Annotated in this window: 20 protein-coding genes; 15 read left to right on the forward strand and 5 right to left on the reverse strand. The window is 68.3% G+C overall.

Annotated elements, in window-relative coordinates; translation table 11 throughout:
* Nucleotides 1-164 precede the first annotated feature (164 nt).
* Nucleotides 165-635 (reverse strand): nuclear transport factor 2 family protein, encoded by a 471-nt coding sequence (locus JHD77_RS18960; RefSeq protein ID WP_031756092.1) that lies wholly within the window; start codon nucleotides 633-635, stop codon nucleotides 165-167.
* A 154-nt stretch (nucleotides 636-789) separates the two neighbouring features.
* Here JHD77_RS18960 and cls point away from each other — a divergent pair, with 154 nt between their 5' ends.
* The 5 genes from cls (at nucleotide 790) to argE (ending at nucleotide 6,229) form a co-directional block, all read left to right on the forward strand.
* Nucleotides 790-2,262: a cardiolipin synthase gene (gene cls, locus JHD77_RS18965; RefSeq protein ID WP_003121332.1), complete on the forward strand. Its 1,473-nt coding sequence runs from the start codon at nucleotides 790-792 to the stop codon at nucleotides 2,260-2,262.
* Nucleotides 2,263-2,555: 293 nt separating this feature from the next.
* The gene (locus JHD77_RS18970) at nucleotides 2,556-3,908 is read left to right on the forward strand and encodes a flavin-containing monooxygenase (protein ID WP_003122387.1); all 1,353 of its coding nucleotides are present in this window, start codon (nucleotides 2,556-2,558) and stop codon (nucleotides 3,906-3,908) included.
* The gene (locus JHD77_RS18975; protein WP_003096732.1) at nucleotides 3,908-4,330 is read left to right on the forward strand and encodes a RidA family protein; all 423 of its coding nucleotides are present in this window, start codon (nucleotides 3,908-3,910) and stop codon (nucleotides 4,328-4,330) included. The genes JHD77_RS18970 and JHD77_RS18975 overlap by 1 nt, the downstream gene beginning before the upstream one ends.
* 13 nt (nucleotides 4,331-4,343) lie before the next feature.
* On the forward strand, nucleotides 4,344-5,018 hold the full coding sequence (locus tag JHD77_RS18980; RefSeq protein ID WP_003106037.1) for a DUF1028 domain-containing protein: 675 nt from the start codon (nucleotides 4,344-4,346) through the stop codon (nucleotides 5,016-5,018).
* Between the two features lie 56 nt (nucleotides 5,019-5,074).
* Nucleotides 5,075-6,229: an acetylornithine deacetylase gene (argE, locus tag JHD77_RS18985; RefSeq protein ID WP_003106035.1), complete on the forward strand. Its 1,155-nt coding sequence runs from the start codon at nucleotides 5,075-5,077 to the stop codon at nucleotides 6,227-6,229.
* On the opposite strand, the gene cdhR is transcribed toward argE, so the two are convergent.
* Nucleotides 6,159-7,169 carry an HTH-type transcriptional regulator CdhR gene (gene cdhR / locus JHD77_RS18990; RefSeq protein WP_003114442.1) on the reverse strand — a complete coding sequence of 337 codons (1,011 nt, stop codon included), beginning with the start codon at nucleotides 7,167-7,169 and terminating at the stop codon, nucleotides 6,159-6,161. The genes argE and cdhR overlap by 71 nt on opposite strands.
* A gap of 210 nt (nucleotides 7,170-7,379) precedes the next feature.
* Between cdhR and JHD77_RS18995 the strand changes: the two genes are divergently transcribed.
* The 5 genes from JHD77_RS18995 (at nucleotide 7,380) to JHD77_RS19015 (ending at nucleotide 11,822) form a co-directional block, all read left to right on the forward strand.
* Complete coding sequence (locus JHD77_RS18995) at nucleotides 7,380-8,318, forward strand: choline ABC transporter substrate-binding protein (RefSeq protein WP_003096718.1); 939 nt, start codon at nucleotides 7,380-7,382, stop codon at nucleotides 8,316-8,318.
* Between the two features lie 72 nt (nucleotides 8,319-8,390).
* Complete coding sequence (locus tag JHD77_RS19000) at nucleotides 8,391-9,275, forward strand: 3-keto-5-aminohexanoate cleavage protein (protein WP_003096716.1); 885 nt, start codon at nucleotides 8,391-8,393, stop codon at nucleotides 9,273-9,275.
* Nucleotides 9,276-9,325: 50 nt separating this feature from the next.
* Nucleotides 9,326-10,291, forward strand: coding sequence for an L-carnitine dehydrogenase (locus JHD77_RS19005; protein WP_031756090.1), 966 nt, complete (start codon nucleotides 9,326-9,328; stop codon nucleotides 10,289-10,291).
* A 50-nt stretch (nucleotides 10,292-10,341) separates the two neighbouring features.
* Nucleotides 10,342-10,821 carry a thioesterase family protein gene (locus JHD77_RS19010; RefSeq protein ID WP_003117175.1) on the forward strand — a complete coding sequence of 160 codons (480 nt, stop codon included), beginning with the start codon at nucleotides 10,342-10,344 and terminating at the stop codon, nucleotides 10,819-10,821.
* 5 nt (nucleotides 10,822-10,826) lie between these two features.
* Entirely contained in the window at nucleotides 10,827-11,822 is a 996-nt protein-coding gene (locus JHD77_RS19015) for an acylcarnitine hydrolase (protein WP_003115631.1), read from the forward strand.
* Here JHD77_RS19015 and JHD77_RS19020 read toward each other — a convergent pair.
* Entirely contained in the window at nucleotides 11,766-12,833 is a 1,068-nt protein-coding gene (locus JHD77_RS19020) for a YeiH family protein (protein WP_031756089.1), read from the reverse strand. The genes JHD77_RS19015 and JHD77_RS19020 overlap by 57 nt on opposite strands.
* 107 nt (nucleotides 12,834-12,940) lie before the next feature.
* Here JHD77_RS19020 and JHD77_RS19025 point away from each other — a divergent pair, with 107 nt between their 5' ends.
* Both JHD77_RS19025 and JHD77_RS19030 read left to right on the forward strand, forming a co-directional pair.
* Nucleotides 12,941-13,834: a LysR family transcriptional regulator gene (locus JHD77_RS19025; RefSeq protein ID WP_003104838.1), complete on the forward strand. Its 894-nt coding sequence runs from the start codon at nucleotides 12,941-12,943 to the stop codon at nucleotides 13,832-13,834.
* A 268-nt stretch (nucleotides 13,835-14,102) separates the two neighbouring features.
* The gene (locus JHD77_RS19030; protein WP_003096701.1) at nucleotides 14,103-14,351 is read left to right on the forward strand and encodes a hypothetical protein; all 249 of its coding nucleotides are present in this window, start codon (nucleotides 14,103-14,105) and stop codon (nucleotides 14,349-14,351) included.
* A 46-nt stretch (nucleotides 14,352-14,397) separates the two neighbouring features.
* On the opposite strand, the gene JHD77_RS19035 is transcribed toward JHD77_RS19030, so the two are convergent.
* Both JHD77_RS19035 and JHD77_RS19040 read right to left on the reverse strand, forming a co-directional pair.
* Complete coding sequence (locus JHD77_RS19035) at nucleotides 14,398-15,501, reverse strand: GlxA family transcriptional regulator (protein ID WP_003096699.1); 1,104 nt, start codon at nucleotides 15,499-15,501, stop codon at nucleotides 14,398-14,400.
* A 419-nt stretch (nucleotides 15,502-15,920) separates the two neighbouring features.
* Nucleotides 15,921-17,297, reverse strand: coding sequence for an L-serine ammonia-lyase (locus JHD77_RS19040; RefSeq protein ID WP_003111339.1), 1,377 nt, complete (start codon nucleotides 17,295-17,297; stop codon nucleotides 15,921-15,923).
* Between the two features lie 463 nt (nucleotides 17,298-17,760).
* Between JHD77_RS19040 and JHD77_RS19045 the strand changes: the two genes are divergently transcribed.
* Genes JHD77_RS19045 through choV form a run of 3 tightly spaced genes read left to right on the forward strand, consistent with a single transcriptional unit; the run spans nucleotide 17,761 to nucleotide 20,762 of the window.
* Nucleotides 17,761-18,699, forward strand: a complete 939-nt coding sequence (locus tag JHD77_RS19045) for a choline ABC transporter substrate-binding protein (RefSeq protein WP_003104841.1) — start codon at nucleotides 17,761-17,763, stop codon at nucleotides 18,697-18,699.
* A gap of 41 nt (nucleotides 18,700-18,740) precedes the next feature.
* Entirely contained in the window at nucleotides 18,741-19,580 is an 840-nt protein-coding gene (choW, locus tag JHD77_RS19050) for a choline ABC transporter permease subunit (protein ID WP_003096692.1), read from the forward strand.
* Between the two features lie 3 nt (nucleotides 19,581-19,583).
* Nucleotides 19,584-20,762 (forward strand): choline ABC transporter ATP-binding protein, encoded by a 1,179-nt coding sequence (gene choV, locus JHD77_RS19055; protein WP_003096690.1) that lies wholly within the window; start codon nucleotides 19,584-19,586, stop codon nucleotides 20,760-20,762.
* Nucleotides 20,763-20,776: the final 14 nt, after the last annotated feature.

The raw sequence follows: 20,776 nt of genomic DNA on the forward strand, positions 1-20,776 counted from the left end.
GCATATCGTCGGGGCCCGGCGCGACCCGGCCCGAAAACGACCAGGGTCGTGCCGAAAGCGTCAAGCGTGCGACCGCAACGACGGAGGGCAATGTCGCGGATGGAACAGGCGCTGGCCGCCCGGGGCCGGCAACGGGGAGTGCGCGCGCCCCTGCCGGCGCGGGTTCAGAGGCCGAGTTCGCCGAGCGACGGATGGTCGTCCGGCCGGCGCCCCAGCGGCCAGCGGAACAGCCGCTGGTCCTCGCGGATCGGCAGGTCGTTGATGCTGGCGTGACGTTCGTACATCAATCCCTGCTCGTCGAACGCCCAGTTCTCGTTGCCGTAGGAGCGGAACCAGTTGCCCGAGTCGTCGTGCCATTCATAGGCGAAGCGCACGGCGATGCGGTTGCCGGTAAACGCCCAGAGTTCCTTGATCAGCCGGTACTCCTGCTCGCGCTGCCACTTGCCGCTGAGGAATTCGACGATCCGCTCGCGGCCGCGGACGAAGGTCGAGCGATTGCGCCAGACGCTGTCGGGGCTGTAGGCCAGCGAGACGCGCTGCGGGTCACGGCTGTTCCAGCCGTCCTCGGCGGCGCGGACCTTCTGCGCGGCGGTTTCGGCGGTGAAGGGGGGAAGCGGGGGACGGACGTCGTTCATGGCGGGCTCCTCGGTCTGCGGTGGTTTTCGATGGGAACAGCGTAGGGCAGGGCGAGCGCGGCCGAATGACGTCGATCCCACGGATCCTGCCAATCCCGCCTCGCCCCCCTGGCTGTTTGCCAGGCTGGCCAGACCTACCCCGGAGAGGGCTATGATGGCCGCCACCGGAGTGGACAAGGATCGACCTCGCGCAATGACCTCCACCACCTACCTCGGCCTGCTGCTGGTCGGTATCCAGGTACTCGGCTTCGTCGCCGCCATCCATGCCGTGCTCACCGTGCGCACCGCCCAGGGCGCGATCGCCTGGGCCACCTCGTTGGTATTCATGCCGTACCTGACCCTGCTGCCGTACCTGGTGTTCGGTCGCAGCCGTTTCGACGCCTACATCGAGGCGCGGCGCCAGGCCAACCGCGAGATGCACCTGGCGGCCGCCGAGCTGGACTGGCGTCCCTGGGTCGAGGAGGCCCTGGCGGCCCGCCAGGTCAGCGGCTACAAGGGGCTCAAGGCGCTGGTGCGGATGACCCGCACGCCGACCCTGGCGAACAACCGGGTGCGCCTGCTGGTCAACGGCGAGGCCAGCTTCGAGGCGATGTTCAAGGCGATTTCCGCCGCCCGCCAGGTGATCCTGGTGCAGTTCTTCATCGTCCGCGACGACGCCCTCGGCCAGCGCCTCCAGCAACTGCTGCTGGAACGTGCGGCCAACGGCGTCGAGGTGTTCTTCCTCTATGACGCCATCGGCAGCCACGCGCTGCCGCACCGCTATGTCGAGCGGCTGCGCCAGGGCGGCGTGCAGATGCATGGCTTCAGCACCGGCAGCGGCATGCTCAACCGCTTCCAGGTGAATTTCCGCAACCACCGCAAGGTCGTGGTGGTGGATGGCGAGTGCGGTTTCGTCGGCGGGCACAACGTCGGCGTCGAGTACCTCGGCGAGAAGCCGCCGCTGGCGCCCTGGCGCGACACCCACATGGAACTGCGCGGGCCGGCGGTGGCGTGCCTGCAGGAAAGCTTCGCCGAGGACTGGTACTGGGCGACCCACAGCCTGCCGCCGCTGATCCTGCCGCCGCAGTACGACAGCGAGGGCGCGCTCTGCCAGGTAGTCGCCAGCGGTCCGGCGGATGCCCAGGAAACCTGCTCGCTGTTCTTCGTCGAGATGATCAACGCCGCCCACGAGCGGGTCTGGATCACCTCGCCGTATTTCGTTCCCGACGAAGCGGTGATGGCCGCCCTGCGCCTGGCGGTGCTGCGCGGCGTCGACGTGCGCCTGCTGATACCCTCGCGCCCGGACCACCGCACGGTGTATGCCGCGTCCAGCCTCTACGCGCTGGAGGCGATCCGTGCCGGGGTCAAGGTGTTCCGCTACCAGCCCGGCTTCCTCCACCAGAAGGTGGTGCTGGTGGACCGCGACACCGCCGCCGTCGGCAGCGCCAACCTGGACAACCGTTCGTTCCGGCTGAATTTCGAGGTGATGGTGGTGACCGTCGACGAGGGCTTCGCCGGCGAGGTGGAGGCGATGCTCGAGGCGGACTTCGCCGAGTCGCTCGAATTCACTCCGGAAGACCGCCGCAGCGTGCGCCGCCTGCAGCAACTGGGGATGCGCGTGGCGCGGCTGGTCTCGCCGATCCTCTGAAAACCTTCGCGGACTCTGTACGTCGGCAAAACCGCGTTGGAAACGGCTTCGGAAAACTCGGTTGCCGTTCGGAGACTCCGCTTCCCCGGCTGTTTTCGCCCGGTTTCTCCAGCTCGCCAGATCGTCGGCAGGTCCTGAGCGACGCCTCTGCCGCCCGCCGACCGCGCGGGCGTGCAGCTTTTCCCTAGCCAGCGACTACAAAAATCATAATTTCGCTATTCCCCGGCTCTGAACAGAATGCGGCCATCACGCAACCGCAGAACAAGAACGACCAGAGTCCGAGGAACCGAGCCATGACCGACCTGAATCGCACCGCCTTGCCCTCGCGCACGGACGGGACCGTGGAAAAGACCGACACCCTCGTCGTCGGCGCCGGCCAGGCCGGCGTGGCGATGAGCGAGCACCTGAGCCGGCTCGGCGTGCCGCACCTGGTCCTGGAGCGCAACCGCATCGCCGAGGCCTGGCGCAGCGGACGCTGGGATTCGCTGGTGGCCAACGGCCCGGCCTGGCACGACCGCTTCCCGGGAATGGAATTCGACATCGATCCCGACGGTTTCCCCGGCAAGGACCAGGTGGCGGCCTATTTCGAGGCCTACGCGAAGAAATTCGACGCGCCGATCCGTACCGGCGTCGAGGTGAGGAAGGTGGTGCGCAATGTCGGCCGCCCCGGCTTCACCGTGGACACCTCCGCAGGGACCATCGAGGCCAACCGCGTGGTCGCCGCCACTGGCCCGTTCCAGCGTCCGGTGATCCCGCCGATCGCGCCGCGCGACGAGCGTATCCGGCAGATCCACTCGGCCCACTACTACAACCCGCAGCAGCTGCCCGAAGGTGCGGTACTGGTGGTCGGCGCCGGTTCGTCGGGGGTACAGATCGCCGACGAGCTGCAACGTGCCGGGCGCCAGGTCTACCTCTCGGTGGGCGCTCATGACCGTCCGCCGCGTTCCTACCGCAACCGCGACTTCTGCTGGTGGCTGGGCGTGCTCGGCGAATGGGATGCGGAAGTCGCCAAGCCCGGGCGCGAGCATGTGACCATCGCCGTGAGCGGTGCCCGCGGCGGACATACCGTGGACTTCCGCGCCCTGGCGCATCAGGGCGTGACCCTGGTCGGACTGACCGAATCCTTCGTCGACGGCGTCGCGACCTTCCGGCCGGACCTGGCGGAGAACCTGGCGCGCGGCGACGAGAACTACCTGGCGTTGCTCGACGCCGCCGACGCCTATATCGCCCGCAACGGCCTTGACCTGCCGGAAGAGCCCGAGGCGCGCCGCCGGCTGCCGGACCCGCAGTGCGTGACCGATCCGATCCTCGAACTGGACCTGGCCGAGGCCGGGGTGGGCAGCATCATCTGGGCCACCGGCTATGCCGTCGACTTCGGCTGGCTGCAGGTCGATGCCTTCGACCGCGACGGCAAGCCGCGCCACCAGCGTGGCGTGTCCAGCGAACCCGGCGTGTATTTCATCGGCCTGCCCTGGCTGTCGCGGCGCGGCTCCTCGTTCATCTGGGGCGTCTGGCACGACGCGCGCCATGTCGCCGACCACATCGCCATCCAGCGCAAGTACCTCGCATACCGCGACGCTGCCCAGCGCCAGGAACAGGACCGCGCCTCGCAAGCTCCGCAAACCAGCCTCCAGGAAGTCAGCTGATGCCTACCCATACCCGCATTCGCATGTTCAACACCAAGGACACCTACCCCAACCAGTCCCTGGACAACGATCTCTGCCAGGCCGTGCGCGCCGGCAACACGGTGTACGTGCGCGGCCAGGTCGGCACCGACTTCGACGGCAACCTGGTCGGCCTCGGCGACCCGCGCGCCCAGGCCGAGCAGGCGATGAAGAACGTCAAGCAACTGCTTGAGGAAGCCGGCAGCGACCTCTCGCACATCGTCAAGACCACCACCTACCTGATCGATCCGCGCTACCGCGAGCCGGTCTATCGCGAAGTCGGCAAGTGGCTCAAAGGGGTGTTCCCGATCTCCACCGGACTGGTGGTCTCGGCCCTCGGCCAGCCGCAGTGGCTGATGGAGATCGACGTGATCGCGGTGATTCCCGACGACTGGCAGCAATGAGGAGGCGCGCGCCATGACCTTTTCCATCGTCGGCCGCTGCGCCGAAACCGGCCAGCTGGGCATCGCCATCAGCTCGTCGAGCATCGCCGTCGGCGCCCGTTGTCCCTGGCTGCGCGCCGGCACCGGCGCGGTGGCTACGCAGAACATCACCCTGCCGGCGCTCGGCCCGCAGATCCTCGACCGCCTCGACCAGGGCCTGGCCCCTGGCGAAGCGCTGGACCAGGCGCTGAGCAGCAACGGCTATGGCCAGTATCGCCAGGTCACGGTGATCGACCAGCACGGCCGCACCGCGTTGTTCACCGGCCGCGAGGCGCTCGGCGTCCACCATGCGCGGGCCGGCGAACAATGCGTGGCGGCCGGCAACCTGCTGGCCGCGCCGGAAGTGATCGAGGCGATGGTGGATGCCTTCGAGAACGCCGAAGGCCTGCTCGCCGAGCGCCTGCTGGCGGCGATGCGTGCCGCGCTGGCCGCTGGTGGCGAAGCCGGGCCGGTGCATTCGGCGGCGCTGTCGGTGGTCGGCGACCTGCTCTGGCCGGTGGTCGACCTGCGCGTCGACTGGGCCGAGCACGACCCCATCGGCCAGCTCGAGCGACTGTGGCTCGCCTACAAGCCGCAGATGCAGGACTATGTGACCCGCGCCCTCGACCCGACCCGTGCGCCGAGCTACGGCGTGCCCGGCGACGAGTGAGCGGGTCGTTCCCTTCCTCGACGGCGCAGCGCGAGACCTGCGCCCTGGAGCCCGACATGCCCGGCAGCCGCGACATCCTCGCCGACCTGGTGGCCTTCGACACCGTCAGCCGCGAGTCCAACCTGGCGCTGATCGACTACGTCCGCGACTACCTGGCGGGTTTCGGCGTCGACAGCGAACTGTTCTTCGACGCCGACGGCCGCAAGGCCAATCTCTATGCCACCATCGGCCCCAGCGACCGTGGCGGCGTCTGCCTTTCCGGGCATACCGACGTGGTGCCGGCGGACGGCCAGGCCTGGAGCGTGCCGCCGTTCCGGCTCAGCGAGCGCGATGGCCGCCTCTACGGGCGTGGCACGGCGGACATGAAGGGCTACCTGGCCTGCGTGCTGGCGGCCGTCCCGGCGTTCCTCGCCGCGCCGTTGCGCCTGCCGGTGCACCTGGCGTTCTCCTACGACGAGGAAGTCGGCTGCCTGGGCGTCCGTTCGCTGCTCGCGGCGCTGGAGCGGCGTCCGCACAAGCCGTTGCTGTGCATCATCGGCGAGCCCACCGAGCTGAAGCCGGTGCTCGGCCACAAGGGCAAGCTGGCCATGCGCTGCGAGGTGCACGGCGCGGCCTGCCATTCGGCCTACGCGCCGCAGGGGGTGAATGCCATCGAATACGCCGCGCGGCTGATCGGCCGCCTCGGCGAGATCGGCGCGCGCCTGGCGGTGCCGGAGCGCCACGACCGGCGTTTCGACCCGCCCTACTCGACGGTGCAGACCGGACTGATCCAGGGCGGCCGGGCGCTGAACATCGTGCCCGCCGAGTGCCGCTTCGACTTCGAGGTCCGCGCGCTGCCGGCGGACGACCCGCGGCAGGTCGCCGAGGAACTCCGCGACTATGCCGAAAGCGAACTGCTGCCGCGGATGCGCGCGGTGGAGCGAAGTACCGATATCCGCTTCACGCCGCTATCGGCCTATCCCGGCCTGCTCACCGCAGACGACAGCCAGGCGGCGGAGCTGATCGGCCTGCTCAGCGGTTCGACGGATTTCTCCACCGTGGCCTTCGGCACCGAGGGCGGGCTGTTCCACCAGGCCGGTATCCCGGCGGTGATCTGCGGTCCCGGCAGCATGGACCAGGGCCACAAGCCGGACGAGTTCGTCAGCCTCGCTCAGCTCGAGGCGTGCGATGCCCTGCTGGCGCGCCTGGCGGCGTGGCTGCGGGAGCCTTGAGCGGCAGCACCGCGCGATCCTGGCTGGGACTGGCGGCGAAGCGCGCGCGGTAGCTGCGGGAGAAGTACGACGGCGACTCGAAGCCGCAGGCCAGGCTCACCTGTAGCACGCTGAGGTCGGTCTGGCGCAGCAACTGGCGGGCCTTGTCCAGGCGCAGGCCGAGGTAGAAGTTCGAGGGCGTGTCGTCCAGGTGCACGCGGAACAGCCGTTCCAGCTGGCGGCGGGTGACCTGGATGCGCTCGGCCAGCTCCAGGGTGGTCAGTGGCGGCTCGGTATGCCGCTCCATCTCGCCGATCACCTGCACCAGCTTGCGGTTGCTCACGCCATAGCGGGTCGCCACCTGCAGGCGCTGGTGGTCCTGGCGCGGGCGGATGCGGCCGAGCACGAACTGCTCGGAAACCTGCACCGCCAGTTGCGGACCGTGGGCCTGGGCGATCAGGTCGAGCATCAGGTCGATGGAGGCGGTGCCGCCGGCCGAGGTGATGCGCGGACCGTCGATCTCGAACAGCTCCTGGGTCACGCTCAGTTGCGGGTAGGACTCCTGGAAGGCGTCGATGGCTTCCCAGTGCAGGGTCGCGCGGCGCCCGTCGAGCAGACCGGCCTCGGCCAGCACCACGCTGCCAGTATCGATGCCACCGAGGGTCACGCCGTTGCGATCGAGCTTGCGCAGCCACTGCACCAGGGCCGGGGTGACCGCCCGCAGCGGCTCGAAACCGGCCACCACGAACAGCAGGTCGCCTTTCTTCAGCGGCTCCAGCGCGCCGTCGCTGTTCACCGACATGCCATTGCTGGCCAGCACCGGACCGCCGTCGGCGCTGAGCACGTGCCAGCGGTAGAGGTCGGCGTGGAAGCGGTTGGCCACTCGCAGTGGCTCCACGGCGGAAACGAAGCCCATTACCGAGAAGCCGGGCAGCAGGAGAAACCAGAAGTCCTGGGACATGGGGCGCTCCGGGGTTGAGGTTGCGCAGCCTGTGTGTAGCGCAGGCCCGCCGCGCTTGGCAATGGCCAGGTCGCTGCAGTGCAAGAGCTGGTCGCCGCAGTGCGCTTCGCCGCCGTCCCGGCTGCGTACCTTGGTCGCCAGGGTCGGTCTCGCAAGGGGCCGGCGCCCACCTCGCAGAAAAACAATCAATAGCCGCACGAGGGGAGACCGATGAAGACGACGATTCGCCAGCTGGGCTGCGCCCTGCTGATCCTGGCCAGTGGCGCCGCCCTGGCCGCCGAACCCGAGCAGTGCCGCACGGTGCGCCTGGGCACGGTGAACTGGACCGACGTGGTCGCCAGCAGCGCCGTGGCCGAAGCCTTGCTCGACGGCCTGGGCTACCAGGTGAAGCAGACCAGCGCCTCGCAACAGATCGTCCTGGCCGGCCTGGCCGACAAGCAGCTGGACCTGTTCCTCGGCTACTGGCAACCGACCATGCAGCCGGTCGCCAGGCCTTATCTGGACAAAGGCCGGATCGAAGTGATCGAGCCGCCGACCCTGGCCGACGCGCAGTCCACCTATGCGGTGCCGAGCTACGTCGCCGAGGGCGGGCTGAAGACCTTCGCCGACATCGCCCGCTTCAAGGACAAGCTTGGTGGCCGCATCTACGCCATTGAGCCGGGCAGCGGCTCGAACCGCATCACCCGGAAGATGATCGACGACAACCGTTTCGGCCTGAAGGGCTTCCAGCTGGTGGAGTCCAGCGAGGCCGGGATGCTCACGGCGGTGAAGCGGGCGATCAAGCGCAAGCAGTGGGTGGTGTTCTTCGGCTGGAAGCCGCATCCGATGAACCTGCAGATCGACATGACCTACCTCACCGGCAGCGAGGATGTGTTCGGTCCCGACGAAGGCGCGGCCACCGTCTCCACCATGACCGCCGCCGGCTACCAGGCGCAGTGCGGCAACGTCGCCCGGCTGCTGCACAACCTGCGCTTCAGCAGCGCCCAGGTCAGCCAGGTGATGGCGCCGATCCTCGATCGCACCCAGCCCCTCGACGCCGCGCGGCAGTGGCTGAAGGCCAACCCCGAGCCGCTGAAGGCCTGGCTGGATGGCGTGAGCACCTTCGACGGCAAGGACGGCCTGGCCGCGCTCCAGGCCTCGCTGAAGTAACCCGCACCTATCCGTTCCGCCCGGCGCGGCCGGGCGGGGCTTCGTACACCCCGAATACAGGAAGCTACCACCGTGAACCATGAAGTCATCGTCACCTGCGCGGTGACCGGCGCCGGCGATACCGTCGGCCGGCATCCGGCGATCCCGGTCACTCCGAAACAGATTGCCGAGGCCGCCATCGAGGCGGCCAGGGCCGGCGCCACCGTCGCCCACTGCCATGTCCGCGACCCCGCCACCGGCAAGCCCAGCCGCGACGTGGCGCTGTACCGTGAAGTGGTCGAGCGTATCCGCGAAAGCGACACCGACGTGATCATCAACCTCACCGCCGGCATGGGCGGCGACCTGGAGATCGGCAAGGGCGAGCAGCCCCTGGAGTTCGGTGCCGGCACCGACCTGGTCGGCCCGCTGGAGCGGCTCAGGCATGTCGAGGAGCTGCTGCCGGAAATCTGCACCCTGGACTGCGGCACCCTCAATTTCGGCGACGGCGACTACATCTACGTCTCCACCCCTGCGCAACTGCGCGCCGGCGCCCGGCGCATCACCGAGCTGGGGGTCAAGGCCGAGCTGGAAATCTTCGATACCGGCCACCTCTGGTTCGCCAAGCAGATGCTCAAGGAAGGGCTGCTGGAGGATCCGCTGTTCCAGATCTGCCTGGGCATTCCCTGGGGCGCGCCGGCCGATACCACGACCATGAAGGCGATGGCCGACAACCTGCCGCCGGGGGCGACCTGGGCCGGCTTCGGCATCGGCCGCACGCAGATGCCGATGGTCGCCCAGGCCATGTTGCTGGGCGGCAACGTGCGGGTCGGCCTGGAGGACAACATCTGGCTGGACAAGGGCGTGCCGGCGAGCAACGGCAGCCTGGTGGAGCGCGCCATCGAGATCATCGAGCGCCTCGGCGGGCGCGCCCTGAGCCCGGCGGAAGGGCGCCGCAGGATGAACCTGAAGCCGCGCTGATTTCTTCCTCCCCGCCCCGTCGGGGGCGGGAACAACTTCTGGAGATGTCCATGTCCTTCGTCACCGAGATCAAGACCTTCGCCGCCCTCGGTAGCGGCGTCATCGGCAGCGGCTGGATCGCCCGCGCCCTGGCCCACGGCCTCGACGTCGTCGCCTGGGATCCGGCGCCGGGCGCCGAAGCGGCGTTGCGCGCGCGCGTCGCCAATGCCTGGCCGGCCTTGCGGAAACAGGGCCTGGCGCCCGGCGCGGCGCAGGAGCGCCTGCGCTTCGTCGCGAGCATCGAGGAATGCGTGGGCGACGCCGATTTCATCCAGGAGAGCGCCCCCGAGCGGCTCGACCTGAAGCTCGACCTGCACGCCAGGATCAGCGCCGCGGCGCGGCCCGACGTGCTGATCGGTTCCTCCACCTCGGGCCTGCTGCCCAGCGAGTTCTACGCCGAGGCGAGCCACCCCGAGCGCTGCCTGGTCGGCCACCCGTTCAACCCGGTCTACCTGCTGCCGCTGGTGGAGGTGGTCGGCGGTGAACGCACCGCTGCCGAGGCCGTGCGGACGGCGATGCGGGTCTACGAATCGCTGGGCATGCGTCCGCTGCACGTACGCAAGGAAGTGCCCGGCTTCATCGCCGACCGCTTGCTCGAGGCGCTCTGGCGCGAGGCGCTGCACCTGGTCAACGACGGCGTGGCCACGACCGGCGAGATCGACGATGCGATCCGCTTCGGCGCCGGCCTGCGCTGGTCGTTCATGGGCACCTTCCTGACCTACACCCTGGCCGGTGGCAACGCCGGCATGCGCCACTTCATGGCGCAGTTCGGCCCGGCGCTGCAATTGCCCTGGACCTACCTGCCGGCGCCGGAACTCACCGAGGCCCTGATCGACCGGGTGGTGGAGGGCACCGCCGAGCAGCAGGGCGCGCGCAGCATCGCCGAGCTCGAGCGCTACCGCGACGACTGCCTGCTGGCGGTGCTCGGGGCGATCAGGGAAACCAAGGCCCGGCACGGCTTCGCCTTCGCCGAGTGACATGACGCGCCTTCCGCCCCGCCGGGCGTAGCGCAACCACGGAGCCTGCCATGAGCCAAGTCCTGACGACCTACGAGACGCCGGTCCTGCCCGAGTGGGTGGACTACAACGGCCACTTGCGCGATGCGTTCTACCTGCTGGTGTTCAGCTACGCCACCGATGCGCTGATGGCGCATATCGGCCTGGACAGCCAGAACCGCGACGCCAGCGGACACTCGCTGTTCACCCTGGAATGCCACCTGAACTTCCTCCATGAGGTGAAGGAGGGCGCCAGGGTCGAGGTGCGTACGCAACTGCTCGGTCACGATCGCAAGCGCCTGCATATCCACCATGCCCTGTACCTGCCTGGCAGCGGGCAGGCGCTGGCGCTGAGCGAGCAGATGCTGCTCCACGTCAGCCTCGACGGCCCGCGCTCGGTACCGTTCGAAGGCGAGGTGCTGGCGCGGGTCGAGGCGCTCGCCGAGGCACATCGCGCGCTCCCCGTGCCGGAAGGTGTCGGTCGGGTGATCGGCCTGCCGCCGGTGCGCTGAGCGCGATGGCTGCGAAGTATCCGCTGTCTCCGGCGATGTGGCGCTTCGTCGAGCACAGCCGGGCGTTCGCCAGCGACAGTCCGCGCCTGGATGCGCAACGTGCGGCCTACGCGCGGATGTGCCAGGCGTTCGCGCCGCCGCGCCCGGCCGGTTTGCGGGTGCTCGACTCCTGCTTGCCGGCCGCGCCGCCGGTGCGCGTGCGCCGCTATCGCCCCGACCGCCCGGCACCGCCCGGTGGCTGGCCGGCGCTGCTCTACCTGCACGGTGGCGGCTGGATGCTCGGCGGCCTCGATTCACACGATTTCATCTGCGCCGACCTGGCGGCGCGCCTGGGCCTGCTGGTGCTGGCGGTGGATTACCGACTGGCGCCGGAGCATCCGTTCCCGGCGGCATTGCAGGATTGCCTGCGTGCCTGGCAGGCGCTGAGCCTGGGCGAGCTGGACGAAGCGCTGGATGGGCGACGCCTGCTGGTGGCCGGCGACAGCGCCGGCGGCAACCTGGCGGCGGCGCTGTGCCTGGCACTGCGCGATGGCGGCGCGCCGTCGCCGGCCGCGCAGATATTGCTCTATCCCTTGCTGTCCGCTGCGCCATCGCCCTCGCGGATCGACTGCGCCGACGCGCCGTTGCTCGGCCTCGGCGATGTGCAGGCGTGCCTGGACGCCTACCTGCCGCTGGCGGCGCTGCACCGACAGCCGCTGGCGCTACCCCTGGAGGCCGCTGATTTCACTGGCCTGCCGCCGGCCTTCGTGGCGGTTGCCGAATTCGATCCGCTGCGCGACGACGGCGAGCGCTATGGCGCAGCGCTACGCGCGGCGGGTGGCGAGGCAGGGTTCTATCCGGGAAGCGGGCTGGTCCATGGCTGCCTGCGCGGCCACGGCATCGATGAGGTGGAAGCCCTGCACGAGGCCTTGCGGCGGGCCGTGCAGGGCTTCCTGGCGGAGGACTCAGGCGAGCGCCAGGCGGGTGAGGAATCCACCGCCGAGCACCAGCCAGGCGAATAGCAGGGCGGCCAGCAGCAGCGGCTTGAGGCCGGCGCGGCGGATCGCCGAGAGGTGCGTGCCGAGGCCGAGGCCGGCCATTGCCATGGCCAGGAGGAAGGTGTCGAGGTTGTTGACGTGGCTGACCAGCGCCGGCGGCAGGCTGACCAGCGAGTTGAGCCCGGCGACCAGTACGAAGCCGACGGCGAACCAGGGAATGGTGATCTTGGTCGCGCCGCTGTGCTGCCGGCGGTGCGCCTTGTCGCGTGCCAGCCAGGCCGAGAGCAGGATCAGGAAGGGCGCCAACATCATTACCCGGACCATCTTGGCGATCACTGCGGTATCCGCTGCCTCGATGCCGATCGAGCGACCCGCGGCGACCACCTGGGCCACCTCATGCACCGTGGCACCGATGTACACGCCCCAGGGGCCAGGGTCGCGCGGTAGCAGCCCCCAGTCCTGGTCGAGCTGGAACAGCGCCGGATAGAGGAAGATGCCCAGGGTGCCGAACACCACCACGGTGGAAACCGCCACCGCGACCTGTTCGGCGCGGCCACGCACCACCGGCTCGGTGGCCATCACCGCGGCGGCGCCGCAGATCGAACTGCCGGCGCCGATCAGCAGGGTGGTGGTGCGGTCCAGGCCGAACAGCCGGGTGCCGAGCAGGCACGCCAGGCCGAAGGTGCTGGCGAGCATCAGGGCGTCCAGCAGCACGCCGTGCAATCCGACGCCGGCGATGTCCTGGAAGGTCAGGCGCAGGCCGTAGAGGATGATCCCGGCGCGCAGCAGGATCTGCTTGGAGAAGCCGACGCCGGCGGCGCTGCCGGCGGCGATCCGAGGGTACAGGGTGTTGCCGACGACGATGCCGAGCACGATGGCCAGGGTCAGCGCGCTGATGCCGTTGTGCTGCAACCATTGCGAACGACCCAGGAGGATCGCCGCGCCGGCCAGGGCGGCGCTGAGCAGCAGGCCGGGGATGAGTTTCTGGACCTGGGCCAGGGGTCTGGTACCGGTCTTGACGGGGAGGGTGTGCATCCTTCGCTCCTCAGGTGAGGTCACGGGACGCAGGTTAGGTAGCGGGCATGAATTTGTGAAACGAATAGTTTCTGTATTAAATACCTGAAAAACAGGTAGGTGAGTCCATGGCCCTCAGTTTCCGTCAGCTCCAGATCTTCTGTGCGGTGGCTCGCTGCGGCAGTACCACGGCGGCGGCGGAATCCATCTCGCTGTCGCAGTCGGCCACCAGCGCCGCGCTCAACGAGCTGGAATCGCAGCTTTCCACGCGCCTGTTCGACCGGGTCGGCAAGCGCCTGCAACTGAACGAGGTCGGCCGCCGCTTCCTGCCCCAGGCATTGCGCCTGCTCGACGGGGTGGCGCAACTGGAGCAGCAGTTCGCGGTTTCCGCCGCGCCCCAGGCGAGCCTGACGGTGGCGGCCAGCAGCACCATCGGCAACTACGTGCTGCCGCGCCTGCTGGCCTCCTTCGAGCGGGAGCAGCCGGGCGTGAGGGTCAACGCCAGCATCGGCAACACCGGTTCGGCGGTGCAGGACGTGGTGACCTTCGCGGCGGACATCGGCCTCATCGAAGGCCCCTGCCACGAGCCGGGCCTGCGGGTGGAGCCCTGGCTCGAGGACAGCCTGATCGTGGTGGCGGCGCCCGGCCACCCGCTGGCCTCGCGCACCCAGGTCTCCCGCGAGGCCCTGCGCCGCGCGCGCTGGCTGCTGCGCGAGCCCGGCTCGGGCACGCGCGAGGAGGTCAGCCACGCCCTGCTGGGCCACCTGCATTACCTGGAAGACAGCCTGGACCTGGGCAGCTCCGAGGCGATCAAGCACAGCGTCGCCGCCGGGCTGGGCATCAGTTGCCTGTCGCGCTGGGTGGTCGAGGAACAGTTGGCCTCCGGCGCGCTGGTCGAACTGCGCAGCAGCCTGCCGCCGTTGCGCCGGCGCTTCTACATGCTGCGCCAGCGCGACAAGTTCCTCTCGCCGGGCTTCGAGCGTTTCTGGGAACACTGTCGGGCGGGACTCGGCGCCGGCTAGCTGGCTTCCGGCAAAAAAATCCCCCTGCCGCGCCCGACGCGCGGAGGGGGATGAAAAAGGAGCCAGGAACGGCCCTCAGTGTGAGTCTGGCGTTTTCCGGAAGCCGTCCGCTGCATTCCGCAAGCCGCTGGAGGCGATTGTGGCGGTGTCGCTGGCGGTCGAATTAGCCGAAAACGACCTGCCCATGTCCAGGCGGGACAGCCCCCTTGCCGGGAGCGACGTGGGCTCAGCAGAATCGATGGCAATCCCCATCGAAGGAGCTGCCGCGATGATGCACGCTGATCTGATCGACCAGGACGATTTCCGCGAACGCCTGCAGGCGCTGGGCTTCAGCGTGCCGCCGGACTCGACTCCGGAGCAGGCCTGCGAATACGCCGTGCGCGGCCTCAGCCCGGAGCGCGCCCAGGCGCTGCGGCGGCTGGTGGAGGACATGCTCGGCGGGCACGCCACGCTGCTCCCGGCGGTGCGCGAGGCGATTTCCCGGCAATTGCTGCCGGCGCTGGTGCCGCGGGGCTGACAAGGCCCTGCCCGCTCCCGTGGACGGGGCGGGCAGGGACGCGCCGTCAGATCCGCACGCTGGCGAAGGTCGACTCGCCCTGCGCCTGGCTCAGGGCCGACAGCGCCGAGGAGTTGGGCATCAACGCCAGGTCCTGCGGGATCGGCATCAGCACCACCGGCTGGCCCAGCGGCTGGCCCTGGCGCTCGTCGCGCGGCGGGATGCCGAAGTACTCGCGGTAGCACTTGGAGAAGTGCGGGGTGGAGACGAAGCCGCAGACCGAGGCCACCTCGATGATCGACATGGACGTCTGCTTGAGCAACTGGCGGGCGCGGATCAGGCGCAGCTTCAGGTAGTAGCGCGACGGCGAGCAGTGCAGGTACTTCTGGAACAGCCGCTCGAGCTGGCGACGCGAGACGTTGACGTAGACCGCCAGTTCGTCGAGGTCGATCGGTTCCTCCAGGTTGGCCTCCATCAGCGCGACGATCTCCTGCAACTTCGGCTGGTTGGTGCCGAGCATGTGCTTGAGCGGCACGCGCTGGTGGTCCTGCTCGTTGCGGATGCGCTCGTAGATGAACATCTCGGAGATCGCCGCCGACAGCTCGCGGCCATGCTCGCGGCCGATCAGGTGCAGCATCATGTCCATTGGCGCGGTGCCGCCGGAAGAGGTGAAGCGGTTGCGGTCGATGGAGAACAGGCGGGTGCTCATGGCCACCCGGGGGAAGGCTTCCTGCATCGCCGCCAGGCATTCCCAGTGCACGCTGCAATCGTAGCCGTCGAGCAGGCCGGCGCGGGCCAGCGCCCAACTGCCGGTGCACACCGCGCCGAGGCGCCGACCCTGGCGGGCCTGGGCCTGGAGGAAAGTGACGTGCTCGCGGGTGACGCTGCGCTGGATGCCGACGCCGCCGCAGACGATCACGCAATCCACCGCCGGGGCGTTGTCGGTACCGGCGTCGGGGGTGATCTGCAGGCCGTCGCTGGCCCAGACCTGGCGGCCGTCCAGGCTCAGCGTATGCCAGCGGTAGAGTTCGCGTCCCGAGAGCTGGTTGGCCATGCGCAACGGTTCCACCGCCGAGGCCAGGGAGATCAGGGTGAAGTTGTCCAGCAGCAGGAAGCCGATGGACTGCGGATTTCGGTTCTGTGGTGGGACTCCGGGCGCGTACGTGGTCATGGGTGTATCTCCTCACGCTGAGCAAGCAGGCCTCTCACGAGGCTTTTTTTATGATTGTTGGAATTTCCGGGTGGCTGCTTGGGCCACGCCGTCGGCGTTGCTTGTAACCAGAGCAAGGCAAATGCCATGCCTATATTGATTGGGCGTTCAATCAAAAAAGCCGGAAGGCTTTAGCCCGGTATTTCCACTCGGACCTGGCACAACGACAGCATGGGCGACGGCTGGCGGCGCGCCGCGCGCCTGGGCATTTCGGTAGCACCAGGGCGGCCCCCGGCGAGAAGGCGGGGCAGCGGCCGTGGCGACAAAGGTAACGACGGGCGGCGAGCCGTTACTCCGCAGTGTGACGGATGACGACCGCCCGGTCACGCGTCATATGCGCCAAAAAGTGGCGTCTCGATCGTTTCGTGAGCAATTCCGGTTCAGCACTCGATGGCGTTCACCGCCAGGCCCCCGCGCGAGGTTTCCTTGTACTTGTCGTGCATGTCGGCACCGGTGTCGCGCATGGTGCGGATCACCTTGTCCAGCGAGATGAAATGCTGGCCGTCGCCGCGCAAGGCCATTTGCGCCGCGTTGATGGCCTTCACCGCGGCGATCGCGTTGCGCTCGATACAGGGCACCTGGACCAGCCCGCCGACCGGGTCGCAGGTCAGCCCGAGGTTGTGCTCCAGGCCGATCTCGGCGGCGTTCTCGACCTGCGCCGGGGTGGCGCCGAGGACTTCCGCCAGTCCGGCGGCGGCCATCGCGCAGGCCGAGCCGACCTCGCCCTGGCAGCCGACCTCGGCGCCGGAGATCGAGGCGTTCTTTTTGCACAGGATGCCCACCGCGGCGGCGGCCAGCAGGTAGTCGACGACGTCGCGGTCCTGGGCGTCGGGATTGAACTTCATATAGTAGTGCAGCACCGCCGGGATGATCCCCGCCGCGCCGTTGGTGGGCGCGGTGACCATGCGCCCGCCGGCGGCGTTCTCCTCGTTCACCGCCAGGGCGAACAGGTTGACCCATTCCATGGCGCTGAGGGTCGAGCCGATCACGTTGGGCTTGCCGATCTCCTGCAGGTTGCGGTGCAGACGCGCGGCGCGGCGTTGCACGTTGAGCCCGCCGGGAAGGATGCCTTCGTTGCGCAACCCGTTGTCGACGCAATCGCGCATCGCCTGCCAGATGCGCCGCAGGCCTTCGCGGATGTCGGTCTCGCTGCGCCAGATGCGTTCGTTGGCCAGCATCAGCTCGGATACCCGCAGGTTGTGGCGCTTGCACAGCAGCAACAGTTCCTCGGCGCTGGAGAAGTCGTAGGGCAGCACCGTGTGGTCCTGGTCGAGCTGTCCCGAGGCGGCCTGTGCCGCATCGACCACGAAGCCGCCACCCACCGAGTAGTAGGTCTCCTGGTGCAGTTCGCCTTGCTCGCCGTAGGCGACCAGGGTCATGGCGTTGGGGTGGTAGGGCAGGTTCTCGTCGAGCAGGCGCATGTCGCGCACCCAGTCGAACGGTACCGCCACGCGGCCGTCCAGTTGCAGCAGGCCGCTATCGAGCAGCGCGGCCATGCGTGGGGCGATCTGGGTCGGGTCGATACGATCCGGCCATTCGCCCATCAGGCCCATGATCACCGCGCGATCGGTGCCGTGGCCGACGCCGGTGGCGGACAGCGAGCCATACAGGCGCACTTCGAGACGCCGCACCGCCGACAGCGCCTGGCGCTGGCGCAGGGCAGCGGTGAACAGCGCGGCGGCGCGCATGGGGCCGACGGTATGCGAACTGGACGGGCCGATACCGATCTTGAAAAGGTCGAACACACTGATAGCCATGCCGGCCTCCGGGATTGCCGCGGCATCCGTGCCTGCGTAGTGGGGGTGGCGGCTCCTCCGCCCGCGATTCCTGCGCATCATCGGGCTTTCCCCGGGGCGGGCCGCATCCGCCACCGACCCGGCCATGTCCAAAAGCGCCGCGTCCGCGCCCGGATCGGGGAACCTCTGCGGCCGAGGGGCGTCTGCACCTGCACGGCGTCGGAATGAGAACGGGCTCGCGCCGCTCCGAAAACGGCATCCGCTGGTCGCCGGCAAAGACCACTATGATTGAATGCGACACAGCGGGTACTGAATGCGACCCCGCCTGCACTGGTTGCGACCCACCCTGTAGGCGACGGATGCGTCCTGTTTCATGATCGTTCACGAATTGCCCGCTGAGGGCCGCTACCGGTCGGCCCGATACAGACAGACCGCCGCGCCCTTCGGGGTAGCGCCGGCGCCTTACCCTGCAGAGGAGTTCGCTATGAAAGGTTGCAAGTCTTGGCTGCTGGCCGTGTCTCTGTGCGCACCGCTGGCAGCCCAGGCCGCGGAGCCCGAATCCTGTGCGTCGGTGCGTTTCGCCGACGTCGGCTGGACCGACATCACAGTGACCACTGCGGTCACCCGCCAGGTCCTCGAGTCCCTCGGCTACAAGACCAAGGTCAATCTGCTCTCGGTGCCGGTGACCTACCGCTCCCTGGCCAACAACGACCTCGACGTATTCCTGGGCAACTGGATGCCCACCATGACCAACGACATCAAGCAGTACGCCGAGAAAGGTACGGTCGAGACACTGCGCGCCAACCTGGAGGGCGCCAAGTACACCCTGGCGGTTCCCCAGTACGTCTACGACGGCGGCCTGCGCAGCTTTGCCGATATCGCGAAGTTCTCCGACAAGCTGGGCAACAAGATCTATGGCATCGAGCCGGGCAACGACGGCAACCGCGTCGCCCAGAGCATGATCGACAAGAACGCCTTCGAACTGGGCAAGTTCAAGTTGGTGGAATCCAGCGAGGCGGGCATGCTCTCGCAGGTGCAGCGGGCCATCCGGCGCAACCAGTGGGTGGTGTTCCTCGGCTGGGAGCCGCACCCCATGAATACCCGCTTCCAGATGAAGTACCTGGAAGGCGGCGACGACTTCTTCGGCCCCAACTATGGCGGCGCGACCATCTACACCAACGTGCGCAAGGGCTACGCCCAGGAGTGCGCCAACGTCGGCCAACTGCTGAAGAACCTCAGCTTCACCCTCGAGATGGAGAACAAGCTGATGGACGCGGTACTCAACGAAAACAAGAAACCCGAGGAAGCCGCTAAGGCCTGGTTGAAGGATCACCCGGAACAGCTGGATGCCTGGCTGGCCGGTGTCACCACCCGCGACGGGCAGCCTGCCGCAGCCGCGGCCAAGCTGGCGTTCGCCAAGTAGGCGACCGGTCGTTCATTTCCCGCTCTTGATGGACCCTGATTATGTTCCTGACTGATCACAAGCTCCCGCTGGGAGAGCAGATCGCCGGTTTCGTCGACTGGCTGACCCTGCATGGCGCATCGTTCTTCGACAAGATCTCCGACACCCTTGAGTTCCTCATCCATGGCGTCACCAACGGCTTGCTCTGGTTCAACCCGCTGGTGCTGATCGCCTTGCTGGTAGGGCTGGTGCATTTCATCCAGCGCAGCTGGGGGCTGACCGTGTTCGCCCTGGCCTCGTTGCTGCTGATCCTCAACCTGGGCTACTGGCAGGAGACCATGGAAACCCTCGCCCAGGTGATATTCGCCACCCTGGTGTGCATCGCCGTAGGCGTGCCGCTGGGCATCGTCGCCGCGCACAAGCCGTGGTTCTACACCGCGCTGCGGCCGCTGCTGGACCTGATGCAGACGGTGCCGACCTTCGTCTACCTGATCCCGACCCTGACCCTGTTCGGCCTCGGCGTGGTGCCGGGCCTGATTTCCACGGTGATCTTCGCCGTCGCCGCGCCAATCCGCCTGACCTGCCTGGGTATCCAGGACGTTCCGGCGGAGCTGCTTGACGCCGGCAAGGCCTTCGGCTGCTCGCGCTGGCAACTGCTGACGCGCATCGAGCTGCCGCACGCGATGCCGAGCATCGCCGCCGGCATCACCCAATGCATCATGCTCTCCCTGTCGATGGTGGTGATCGCCGCGCTGGTCGGCGCCGATGGCCTCGGCAAGCCGGTGGTGAACGCGCTGAACACCGCCGACATCTCCCTCGGCTTCGAAGCCGGCCTGGCCATCGTCCTGCTCGCCATCCTGCTCGACCGGGTGTGCAAGCAGCGCGCCGTGAAGGGGAAATAAGCCATGACCGCGATCCGATTCGACCATGTGGACGTCATCTTCGGCACCCACACCAAGGAAGCCCTGAAGCTCCTCGACCAGGGCCTCGGCCGCGCCGAGATCCTCAAGCGCACCGGCCAGGTGCTCGGCGTCGAGGACGCCTGCCTGGACGTCAACCGCGGCGAGATCTGCGTGCTGATGGGACTTTCCGGCTCCGGCAAGTCGAGCCTGCTGCGCTGCATCAACGGCCTGAACAAGGTCAGCCGCGGCAAGCTGCTGATCGAGCACGAAGGTTCGCAGGTGGACATCGCCAACTGCTCGCCGGCGACCCTCAAGGCCATGCGTACCAAGCGCATCGCCATGGTGTTCCAGAAGTTCGCCCTGATGCCCTGGCTGACGGTGGCCGAGAACGTCGGCTTCGGCCTGGAGATGCAGGGCCGCCCGGCCGCCGAGCGGAAGAAGCTGATCGACGAGAAGCTCGAGCTGGTCGGTCTCTCGCAGTGGCGCGACAAGCGTCCCGACTCGCTCTCCGGCGGCATGCAGCAGCGCGTCGGCCTGGCTCGCGCGCTGGCGATGGATGGCGACATCCTGCTGATGGACGAACCGTTCTCGGCCCTCGACCCGCTGATCCGCCAGCAATTGCAGGACGAACTGCTGGTGCTGCAACGGCAACTGCACAAGACCATCGTGTTCGTCAGCCACGACCTCGACGAGGCGCTGAAGATCGGCACCCGCATCGCGATCATGAAGGACGGCCGGATCATCCAGCACGGCAAGCCGGAAGAGATCGTGCTGAGCCCCGCGGACGACTACGTGCGTACCTTTGTCGCCCATACCAACCCGCTCAACGTGCTGTGCGGCCAGAGCCTGATGCGTGGCCTCGACCAGTGCATCCGGCAGAACGACGAGATCTGCTTCGACCAGGGCCGCGACTGCTGGATCGGTCTCAGCGAAGGCGACGTGCTCAAGGGCGCGCGCCAGGGCAGCAACGTCATCGACCTGCAACGCTGGCGCCAGGGCGACCCGGTGGAGAAGCTGCGCCGCGAACCGACCCTGGTGGATGTCAGCATCCGTATGCGCGATGCCCTGCAGATTCGCTACCAGACCGGCCACAAGCTGGTCCTGCAGGAGCAGGACAGGGTGGTCGGGGTGCTCGGCGACAGCGAGCTGTATCACGCGCTGCTGGGCAAGAACCTCGGCTGATCCCCCTCGGCCCG

It is taken from the genome of Pseudomonas sp. P20 (assembly GCF_016463925.1).
Taxonomy (GTDB): domain Bacteria; phylum Pseudomonadota; class Gammaproteobacteria; order Pseudomonadales; family Pseudomonadaceae; genus Pseudomonas; species Pseudomonas aeruginosa.

Coding starts and splice junctions, on each gene's coding strand:
- cdhR (WP_003114442.1), bottom strand. CDS start 7,169: ATGTCCCAGGACTTCTGGTTTCTCCTGCTGCCCGGCTTCTCGGTAATG.
- JHD77_RS19005 (WP_031756090.1), top strand. CDS start 9,326: ATGTCCTTCGTCACCGAGATCAAGACCTTCGCCGCCCTCGGTAGCGGC.
- JHD77_RS19045 (WP_003104841.1), top strand. CDS start 17,761: ATGAAAGGTTGCAAGTCTTGGCTGCTGGCCGTGTCTCTGTGCGCACCG.
- JHD77_RS19035 (WP_003096699.1), bottom strand. CDS start 15,501: ATGACCACGTACGCGCCCGGAGTCCCACCACAGAACCGAAATCCGCAG.
- JHD77_RS19040 (WP_003111339.1), bottom strand. CDS start 17,297: ATGGCTATCAGTGTGTTCGACCTTTTCAAGATCGGTATCGGCCCGTCC.
- JHD77_RS18980 (WP_003106037.1), top strand. CDS start 4,344: ATGACCTTTTCCATCGTCGGCCGCTGCGCCGAAACCGGCCAGCTGGGC.
- JHD77_RS18995 (WP_003096718.1), top strand. CDS start 7,380: ATGAAGACGACGATTCGCCAGCTGGGCTGCGCCCTGCTGATCCTGGCC.
- choW (WP_003096692.1), top strand. CDS start 18,741: ATGTTCCTGACTGATCACAAGCTCCCGCTGGGAGAGCAGATCGCCGGT.
- JHD77_RS19010 (WP_003117175.1), top strand. CDS start 10,342: ATGAGCCAAGTCCTGACGACCTACGAGACGCCGGTCCTGCCCGAGTGG.
- choV (WP_003096690.1), top strand. CDS start 19,584: ATGACCGCGATCCGATTCGACCATGTGGACGTCATCTTCGGCACCCAC.
- JHD77_RS18970 (WP_003122387.1), top strand. CDS start 2,556: ATGACCGACCTGAATCGCACCGCCTTGCCCTCGCGCACGGACGGGACC.
- JHD77_RS19020 (WP_031756089.1), bottom strand. CDS start 12,833: ATGCACACCCTCCCCGTCAAGACCGGTACCAGACCCCTGGCCCAGGTC.
- JHD77_RS18960 (WP_031756092.1), bottom strand. CDS start 635: ATGAACGACGTCCGTCCCCCGCTTCCCCCCTTCACCGCCGAAACCGCC.
- argE (WP_003106035.1), top strand. CDS start 5,075: ATGCCCGGCAGCCGCGACATCCTCGCCGACCTGGTGGCCTTCGACACC.
- JHD77_RS19025 (WP_003104838.1), top strand. CDS start 12,941: ATGGCCCTCAGTTTCCGTCAGCTCCAGATCTTCTGTGCGGTGGCTCGC.
- JHD77_RS19015 (WP_003115631.1), top strand. CDS start 10,827: ATGGCTGCGAAGTATCCGCTGTCTCCGGCGATGTGGCGCTTCGTCGAG.
- JHD77_RS19030 (WP_003096701.1), top strand. CDS start 14,103: ATGATGCACGCTGATCTGATCGACCAGGACGATTTCCGCGAACGCCTG.
- JHD77_RS18975 (WP_003096732.1), top strand. CDS start 3,908: ATGCCTACCCATACCCGCATTCGCATGTTCAACACCAAGGACACCTAC.
- cls (WP_003121332.1), top strand. CDS start 790: ATGGCCGCCACCGGAGTGGACAAGGATCGACCTCGCGCAATGACCTCC.